Origin of the sequence: Craterilacuibacter sp. (genome assembly GCF_051659485.1) — a bacterium.
Classification (GTDB): Bacteria; Pseudomonadota; Gammaproteobacteria; order Burkholderiales; family Chromobacteriaceae; genus Craterilacuibacter.
Window position 1 is genome coordinate 1 of record NZ_JBOFOO010000268.1, and the last position, 8,679, is coordinate 8,679.

The window sequence follows — 8,679 nt, forward strand, 5'->3', positions numbered from 1 at the left end:
GGTCGGCGCTGACGAGCGCCATCACGCCGCCATCGAAGGCATCGCCCAGATCATCATTCATGATGGTGCCATTCGGGTCCATCACCATGGCGGCCAGGGTGACATCATGCGACGGCAGGTAGAGGGCGCCCGCGCCATAGGCCGAGAGCGGCACCAAGTCAAGCGCAAGGGGCAGGTTGAGCGAGGTATTCAGGAAGCCGGTGCTGTAGTCGCCATGCAGCACGTTGGTCGGCGCGATGGAGTTGATCTTGCCCAGGAGCACGCCGAAATGCTCGCTGAAAAACTGTGTGTAGGTGAATTCCTGCAAGCCGGTATCCGGCTCAACCGAGGGCAGGAGCCAGGAAATGTTGGCTGGCGCAATCGTTCCGGTATCTTGGATCAGATTGTTCCCGAAACTGGTGACGGTCTGGACCTTGAAGAAGCCGCCTGGCCACAGGCCCGCTTTACCGGTATCCACCTTGAACGTGGCGATGGCGTTGCCCCAGGACTCGGTGGTTTCGTCCTTCCCCCCGCTGGTGATCGTCTGCGGCATCCAGTAGAGGTCGAGGTCGAGCGTCACGCCCTTCTTGGTCATGTCGTCCCTGACCCCGCCCCAGTCGCCGGTGAGCCTGGGACGTGACATCAGATCTCCGCCCCAGGTCTCAGGAGTGGCGGTGGGCGTGGCATGCACAGGCAAGGCGGCGCCGAGCGCGGACAGCAGGGCGGTCAGTCTGAACAGATTTTTCATGATCTCGATCTTTCCTTAAAGCCGCTTCAAACTGGGGAAGCGCGCTGGATACTCCATTCCAAAAATCACAGGTCGTTCACGGCAGGTGTCGCCACCCAGCCGCCATCCACGCTGCCTGGCAGCATCTGTCCGACGTCCTCGCCGACTTCCGCGTCGATTAGCTTGTTCAGCTTGGCATTCATGGTCATGAGGAGATTGGCGTTCTTCTTCGGGTCCAGCGCGAGGTTGACGAGTTCGTGCGGGTCGTTCTGCAGGTCGAACAGTTCGACATCGTTCAGTTTGAAAAGCGCCTCGATCGAAGTGGGGCGGTTGTGCTGCTTGGGGGAAAAATAGCGCGTGAACTGGTAGCGGCCGTCGAACACGCCGCGGATGGCGCCGCGTTTCATCATGTCCGGGCGCAGGCCGGCTTCCTTGAGTTTCGCCGGCCCGCCCGCCTTCAATAAGTCGCGCGCCTTCAGCAGGAAATTGCCGTCCAGCGAGGCGAACATGTTGAAGCAGTACAGTTGGCCGTCGCGCACTGCGTCATGGCCGGCTTGCTCAGGGGCGGCGAGCACCGGGGAGAAGTCCTTACCCGGAAGATCCTTGGTGATTGCCGCCTTCTGCTCGGGGCTCGCATTGGTGAGCGCGACCAGGGTCGGCGCGAGGTCCAGATGCGTCGTCACGGCCTTGCAGCGTTTGCCGCCGGCAAAGGCCGGGTGGGCCACGATTAGTGGCACGTTGTTTTGCTCTCGGTAGGTCGTGGCACCCTTGCCAGTCATCTGGTGCGCGCCGCCGAGTTCGCCGTGGTCCGAGGTCAGGATGACGATGGTGTTGGCGGCGAGGCCGCGATCCTCGAGCTCGTCGAGCACCGTCATGATGTGGCGGTCCATGTCGCGCAGCGCATTGAGATAGAAGTTCTGCCGCTTGCGCCAGCGCCATGTCTCGTTCACCGGGATCGGTCCGGTCATCGCATCGTTTCCAAGGGTGTGATCGGTGTGTGCGGCGGGGCGTCCGGGCGCGTCGACCGCCTGCGAAAAACTGACCGGCAGTTTGACGTCCCACTGCTTCGCGTACATCTCATGTGCCGGATCGCCCGCGATGTGGGTGAGATTGTTCTTGTCCTGGAAGGACTCGCCCGGTCGGTCGGTGTTGTAGAACATCACGTCGTGCGGGTTGATCAGGTTCACGGCGAGAAACCACGGTTTGTTCTCCTTCGCGAGATCGGCCGCCTTGCCGCGCAGCCAGCTCGCGGCGGCGGCAGCGATCATGCCGTCGTGCAGGTAGCCGCCCTGAGTGTGCGCGATGATGTCGCCGACGCCTAGGTAGTCGGAAAAACCGTAGGCCTCCATCTCCTTGGTAAATATTTTCTCGGGTGCCTCGAGCTTGTTGGCGGTCTCGAACTCCCGGGTGAGGTGCCACTTGCCCTTGTAGGCGGTGTAGTAGCCGGCCTTACGCAGGAGATCCCCGAGCGTGTCAATCTCGGTCGACATGCTGTCGATCCAGGGGAAGTTCGTGTTGTCGAACATCCTGGTCTGCTGGATGTGGCGGCCGGTATAGATCACCGAGCGCGAGGACGTGCACACGCAGGAGTTGATGCGGTGGTTCTCGAACACGATGCCCTGCTTTGACAGCCGCTCGTGAGCCGGCAGGCGGTAGCCGCGGGGGAATTCATCCGGGCGGAAATAGCGCTCCTGGTCGGTCAGGATGAATACGATGTTGTAGAGCCCGCCCGTCGCCTTGCGCTGTTTGGGGCCGGCTGCAGGCGTCGCTGCGAGCGCAGGGTTTCCAAGCAAATTGCCGCCCAAAGCCGTCGTCAGTGCGCCTGCACCCGCGGTCTTCAGGAGGTCCCGACGCGCTTCGTCCGGGACAGGTTGTTCATCGTTTGCCATGACTCTTGACTCCTTGATCGAGCACTGATTTTACTGCGTCATCCAAGCCGGCATCGGCGCATCCTCAGCGTAGAACTGAATGACGCTGCAGCCTGCCCACTTTAAGAGCAAGCAATTCGAGCCATCTGATTAGTTGTTTGCCACACGGTAATTACATTATTTAACCTGTAAAAATTTTTGCGCATATTTCGACGATGACTGGCGCAAGGGTGCGGCATTTTCGCCACTGCAATAAAAAGGCTATGTCCCAATGGCGTGTTGCTACTTATGCCTGGTGCTGTAAGCAGCACATATGCCAGCCGTCACTCCACATCAGGTTTCGCGGGACTTCGGAGGGGTTTGGATTTGCAAGGGGCTTATCCCCACTGACTCTTTGCCCGTTCGTATAGAAAACAGCCCAGCAAGCGTAGCCTGCTGGGCTGTTGAATTCTGGCTGGCCATCACATGAACCCAGAGTCGGGCAGTTGCCAGCCTGCAACGGGGACATGGCCTTATAAGTCGCCGCCTTGCTCCAGCGTATAGCGTGCGCCCTTGTCCTGCCCCAGTGTCGCCACCAGATAGGGCATCACGTCTTTGAGCATGGCCGGCAGTGTCCATGGCGCATTGAGGATGAACATGCCGCTGCCGTGCATGCCGAAGCCGTCGGCCGACGGGCTCTGTACATCCAGTCGCACATGCAGCCAATTTTTGGCCGGCAGTTTTTTCAGCGCGTCCAGCATGTCGCCGATTTCGCGCCGCGACAAGCAGGGATACCACACCGCGTATACGCCGGTCGAAAAACGCTTCAGGGCTTCCTTGAGGGCACCCACCACATGCTGGTAGTCGCGCTTGTCCTCATAAGGCGGGTCGATCAGCATCAGCGCGCGCCGTGGCGGTGGCGGCAGGATGGCCTTGATGCCCTCGAAGCCGTCGCCTTGCTTTACTTGTACCCGTCGCCCCTGTTCGGCAAAGTTTTCCGCCAGTATCGGCGCGTCGGTCGGATGCAGTTCGAACAGGCGCAGCTTGTCGCTGCGGCTCATGGCTTCGGCGGCAAACCACGGCGAGCCCGGATAAAGCGCCAACTGGCCGTCGGGATTGAGTTCGCGCACCAGATCCACATAGCGTGCCAAGGCGGCAGGCAGGTCGCTGCGTTCCCACAGGCGGGCGATACCGCTCTGGTATTCGGCATTCTTGGCGGCAAAGCCTTCGGTCAGCGAATACACGCCGGCGCCGGCATGGGTATCGATATACCAGAAGGGCGTGCCTTTTTGTCCCAGATAATCGATCAGGGCAACTTCTATCAGGTGTTTGAGTACGTCGGCGTGATTGCCGGCATGAAAACCGTGGCGGTAACTGAGCATGGCGGGTGTCTTGTATTTTCAGGGTTCGGATTGTAGCGCAGCAGGCTGGATGCTGCCTGTGCCCAGACTGTCTTGCCAGCCCATACGTTTGACGAGATGGGCAAATTCGCCGCTAAACGGGGCCTGCAGCGTTAGCAGGCGGCCATCATCGGGATGGGGTAGTGTCAGTGCGCTGCAATGCAGCAGCATGCGCGCGGCGCCTAGATGCTCGGCAAAGTAGCGGTTGTGCACGCCCTTGCCGAAGGTCGAGTCGCCGATGATGGGATGGGCGATATGCTTCATGTGCCGGCGCAACTGGTGACGGCGGCCGCTGTGCGGCGTGAGCTGCATCAGCGCGTAACGGCTGACCGGATAGCGCTCTATCATCACCGGCAGCTCTATCGTCGCCAGCCGCAGGTAATCGGTTTGTGCCGCCTGCGGCTCGCCCTTGGACGGATCATGGCGTTTTTCGGCATCGTCGTAGCGGCGCGACAGCGCATGGTCGATATGGCCGGCAGGCTGTGGCCAGCCCCGCACCACGGCGTGGTAGCACTTTTCCATCTGCTGCGCTTCGAAGGCTTGCGACAGATGGCGGGCCGCGTCCTTGTCCAGCGCGAACACCAGGACGCCGGAGGTGCCCTTGTCTAGCCGGTGCACGGCCCATACATGCTGGCCGATCTGGTCGCGCAATAGTTGCAGGGCAAAGCGCGTCTCGTGCCAGTCCAGCACCGAGCGGTGCACGATCAGGCCGGAGGGTTTGTCGATGACGATGATGCGCTCGTCGCGGTAGAGGATATTCAGCATGCTGCTCTTTCAGTCGGCGTGGTGGCGGGCCGCGCAAATGGCCTCCACCGCGCGGTGTTGCAGTTTCTTGCGGTTGGCGATGGCCCAGTAGTGTTCGAATACCCCCTCGACGACCCCCAGAGTTGCAACGGCAAAATGGCCGGTGATGTCGGCGCTGGCAAAAGACGGTGCCGGAAACAGGCCGAAGCCTTCGCCGCCAAAAGTCTTGAGTAGCGCACCGTCTTCAAATTCGCCTACCACCCGCACGCGGATATTCAGCGTTTCCAGCCAGTTTTCCACTTGGCCGCGCAGGATGTTGTCGCGGGTCGGTAGCAGCATGGGTGCGCCGGCGAGGCTGTGCGGGAAGCCGCTTTGGTAACGTGCGCTCAGGGCAGGCGTGCCATAGATGTTGACCGGGCAGCGCGACAGCAAATGCGACTCGAACTGCGACTGGGTGCTGGTGGCCGGGCGGTCGGCCAGCACCACATCCAGCCGGTGCAGGGTCAGCTCGTTCAGCAGTTCGTCAAAGCCGGCTTCGCGGCATACCAGCCGCACTTTGCTTTCCATCTGCAGGGCCGGTTCCAGTAGATGGTAGCTGACGGTCTTGGGCACCACGTCGGAAATGCCGGCGGTCAGGCGCAAGGTCTTGTCCAGCGCATCATCGCGCAGGGTGTCGGCCAGTTCTTCGCCCAGCAAAAAGATACGCTCGGCGTAGGACAGGGCGGCGCGGCCGGCTTCGGTCAGTACCAGGCTACGGCCTTGCTGGCTGAACAGGGCCTGACCGAAGGTTTGTTCCAGCCGTGAAATCTGGCCGCTGACGGTTTGTACGCTCATGCCCAGACGTTCGGCCGCGCGGGTGACACTGCCTTCGCGCGCCACCGCCCAGAAGTAGCGCAAGTGCTTGTAATTGAGTTCTGGCTTCATTGCTTCGAAAAAACCGGATGATTCTTCATTAATTATTCGATTTTATCATTAAAAGATGTGCGCTACTATGCAAGGGTAATCTCGGTGTCCAGGCGCACCGTTGTGCTTTGACTGAAACAAGGAGACAAATATGAAACGCGTATTCCTGCTGCTGGCAACCAATATTGCCGTGATGCTGGTGTTGAGCGTGGCCGCGCAGTTGCTGGGCCTGAACCGCTTTATGACCGGCAACGGACTGAACCTGACCACCTTGCTGGGCTTTTCGGCGCTGATGGGCTTTGGCGGTGCGTTTATCTCGCTGGCCATGTCCAAGACCATCGCCAAATGGTCGACCCGCGCGCAGGTGATTACCCAGCCTGCCAATGAAACCGAGCGCTGGCTGGTGGGCAAGATTGCATCGCTGGCCGATCGTGCCGGTATCGCGATGCCGGAAGTGGCCATTTACGAAGGCGCACCGAATGCCTTCGCCACCGGCGCGACCAAAAACAGCTCGCTGGTGGCGGTGTCTACCGGCCTCTTGTCCAGCATGACGCACGAGGAAGTCGAAGCGGTGCTGGCGCACGAGATCGCCCACATTGCCAATGGCGACATGGTGACGCTGACGCTGGTGCAAGGCGTGGTCAACACTTTTGTGTTCTTCCTTGCCCGTGTGGTCGGTTATCTGGTCGACAGCTTCCTGCGCAAGAACGATGAAGAGTCGTCCGGCACCGGCATCGGCTACTTCGTGACCGTGATTGTGTGCGAGATCGTGTTTGGCGTACTGGCCTCGATGATCGTGGCCTGGTTCTCGCGCCAGCGCGAATTCCGTGCCGATGCCGGCGCTGCCCGCCTGATGGGTAGCCCTGCGCCGATGGCTGCTGCCTTGCGCCGTCTGGGCGGGGTGGAAGCCGGTGCCTTGCCGCAGAATATGGCAGCATCCGGTATCGCCGGTAATGGTGGCGGCCTGATGGCGCTGTTTGCTTCCCACCCGAGTATTGAAGCGCGTCTGGCAGCACTGGGCGCACGTTAAATAATAAAATCCGCAACAAAGGAAATTACTGTGGAATGGTTGTCGATATTGTTTGTAGGCTACCCCTTGTGGGTGTGGCTGATGTTTATGGCGGTGGTGGCTGCGCTACTGGCATTTGACTTGGGTGTTTTGCACAAGGACCAGCAGGAAATCGGCGTGGCCGAAAGCCTGAAGCTGTCGGCATTTTATATCGCCATGGGTCTGGCCTTTGGCGCGTGGATCTGGTGGTACAAGGGCAGCGATGCCGGCATGGCGTATATCACCGGCTATCTGGTGGAAAAATCGCTGTCGATGGACAACGTGTTCGTGATTTCGCTGATCTTTACCAGCCTGGCCGTGCCGCGCATCTATCAGCACCGCGTGCTGTTCTGGGGCATTCTGGGTGTGCTGATCTTGCGCGCCATCATGATAGGCCTGGGTGCGGTGCTGGTGGCTGAGTACCAGTGGGTGCTGGTGGTGTTTGGCGTGTTCCTGATTTTTACCGGTATCAAGATGCTGGTGTCGGACGATGCGCATCCTTCCATCGACGACAACAAGCTGTACCAGTGGCTGCGCCGCCATATGCGCTTTACCCCGACCTTGCACGGCGAGAAGTTCTGGGTGCGTGGTGAAGCGCATGGCCTCAGTCGTGGCTGGTGGGGGACGCCGCTGTTGCTGACGCTGATTCTGGTGGAAAGTGCCGACCTGATTTTTGCCGTCGACAGCATTCCGGCCATCTTCGCCATTACGCAAGACCCGTTCATTGTCTACACCTCGAATATTTTCGCGATTCTGGGTTTGCGAGCGCTGTACTTTGCGCTGTCGGCCATGGTGCACCGCTTCCATTACCTGAAGTATGCGTTGTCGCTGGTACTGGTGTTTATCGGGGTGAAAGTGGCGCTGGTGTATTTCAACCAGATTGGCCTGATCGCGATGAAGATTCCGACCCCGCTGTCGCTGGCAGTGACGCTGATATTGCTGAGCAGTGGCGTGCTGTTCTCGCTGTGGAAGACGCGCAACGATCCGCCTGTCGTTTAATTCCCTCCCGCGCCGGTGACGGCGCTTTTATCGGGGTGCCCCTTGCAGCGGGGTGCCCCGTTTTTTGTTATATCCGCTTGCGTCAGGGTATTCAGCCGCGCCACGCGCGCCACATTTCCCAGCACTCGACCCCCAGTACGACAAACCAGGTAAAGATCGCGACGCCAACTGCGGCGGCGGCGATATCCTTGATCGCCTTGATTTTTTCGTCATGCCGGGTTTCGATGAAGTCGCATAGTGCCTCGATGGCGCTATTGAATAGCTCGGCGCTGAGCACGAAGGCAGTCGCTGCGATCACGAACACGCTATCCATCCAGTCGCGCAACAGGATGGACAGCAAGAGCACGATGGCGGACAGCACCAGCTTGTAGGCAACGCTAAAGTCGTAGCGCACGGCATACGCCAGGCCTTCGATGACGGTGCGTACTTTGCGTAGCGGGCTGTAGCCGGGGGTGCCGGTGCCCAGAAATTTGTTTCTCATTTTTCCATCCAGTGAATCAGGCCTGCACTCCAAAGCAGGGCCAGCAACATGCCGGCCAGTACATCGCTTGGGTAGTGCACCTGCAAATAAAGACGCGACAGCCCGACCAGCAAGGCACAGGCAAGTAAGGAGGCAAGCAGCCACGGCGCGGCTGCATGATGACGGCTGTGCCAGCACAGCGCCAGCGCTACGGCAAATGCTTGCGCGGCATGGGCGCTGGGAAATGAAGCACCCATCGGCAAAGTGTCCAGTATCGCGCCGGTTGGGCGCGGGCGATCGACCAGTAGTTTCAAGACATTGCACAGCAAGCTGGCGCCGATCAGGCTGGCCAGTGCCAGCAGGCCGCCTGCGCGCGTGGCCGGTAGTGCCCACAGCAATGTGCATGCCGGTAACAGAATCCACAGCGAGCCCAGGTGGGTGATGCTGCGCCAGAAAATATCGAGCGCGGGGCTGCGTAGTGATGCCAGCGCCGCGAGTATGGCTGCATCGCCGCCGCGGCCGGCCAGCATCAGGATGCAAAGCAATAGCAATAGGGCCAGCCCGATCAGCCA

At 60.2% G+C, this 8,679-nt stretch carries 9 protein-coding genes; 2 read left to right on the plus strand and 7 right to left on the minus strand.

The features are described 5' to 3' along the window. From ACRC1E_RS09235 to ACRC1E_RS09255, 5 genes are all read right to left on the minus strand, one after another. The coding region (locus ACRC1E_RS09235) for a hypothetical protein (RefSeq protein ID WP_438514806.1) at positions 1-727 on the minus strand (727 nt) is incomplete at its 3' end. A gap of 65 nt (positions 728-792) precedes the next feature. Then, on the minus strand, positions 793-2,595 hold the full coding sequence (locus tag ACRC1E_RS09240; RefSeq protein WP_438514807.1) for a sulfatase-like hydrolase/transferase: 1,803 nt from the start codon (positions 2,593-2,595) through the stop codon (positions 793-795). Between the two features lie 491 nt (positions 2,596-3,086). Continuing rightward, positions 3,087-3,935 carry a 23S rRNA (adenine(2030)-N(6))-methyltransferase RlmJ gene (locus ACRC1E_RS09245; protein WP_438514808.1) on the minus strand — a complete coding sequence of 283 codons (849 nt, stop codon included), beginning with the start codon at positions 3,933-3,935 and terminating at the stop codon, positions 3,087-3,089. 18 nt (positions 3,936-3,953) lie between these two features. Further along, positions 3,954-4,718, minus strand: a complete 765-nt coding sequence (locus tag ACRC1E_RS09250; RefSeq protein WP_438514809.1) for a pseudouridine synthase — start codon at positions 4,716-4,718, stop codon at positions 3,954-3,956. Positions 4,719-4,727: 9 nt separating this feature from the next. Further along, positions 4,728-5,621: a LysR family transcriptional regulator gene (locus ACRC1E_RS09255; RefSeq protein WP_438514810.1), complete on the minus strand. Its 894-nt coding sequence runs from the start codon at positions 5,619-5,621 to the stop codon at positions 4,728-4,730. Positions 5,622-5,751: 130 nt separating this feature from the next. On the opposite strand from ACRC1E_RS09255, the gene htpX reads away from it, so the two are divergent. Both htpX and ACRC1E_RS09265 read left to right on the plus strand, forming a co-directional pair. Then, positions 5,752-6,630, plus strand: a complete 879-nt coding sequence (gene htpX, locus ACRC1E_RS09260; protein ID WP_438514811.1) for a protease HtpX — start codon at positions 5,752-5,754, stop codon at positions 6,628-6,630. A gap of 30 nt (positions 6,631-6,660) precedes the next feature. Next, positions 6,661-7,647 (plus strand): TerC family protein, encoded by a 987-nt coding sequence (locus tag ACRC1E_RS09265; RefSeq protein WP_438514812.1) that lies wholly within the window; start codon positions 6,661-6,663, stop codon positions 7,645-7,647. 91 nt (positions 7,648-7,738) lie between these two features. Here the strand turns inward: ACRC1E_RS09265 and ACRC1E_RS09270 are convergent, their stop codons facing one another. Then, positions 7,739-8,128: a diacylglycerol kinase gene (locus ACRC1E_RS09270; protein WP_438514813.1), complete on the minus strand. Its 390-nt coding sequence runs from the start codon at positions 8,126-8,128 to the stop codon at positions 7,739-7,741. After that, positions 8,125-8,679: phosphatase PAP2 family protein (locus ACRC1E_RS09275; protein ID WP_438514814.1), on the minus strand; the 555-nt coding region annotated here is incomplete at its 5' end. The genes ACRC1E_RS09275 and ACRC1E_RS09270, both read right to left, overlap by 4 nt.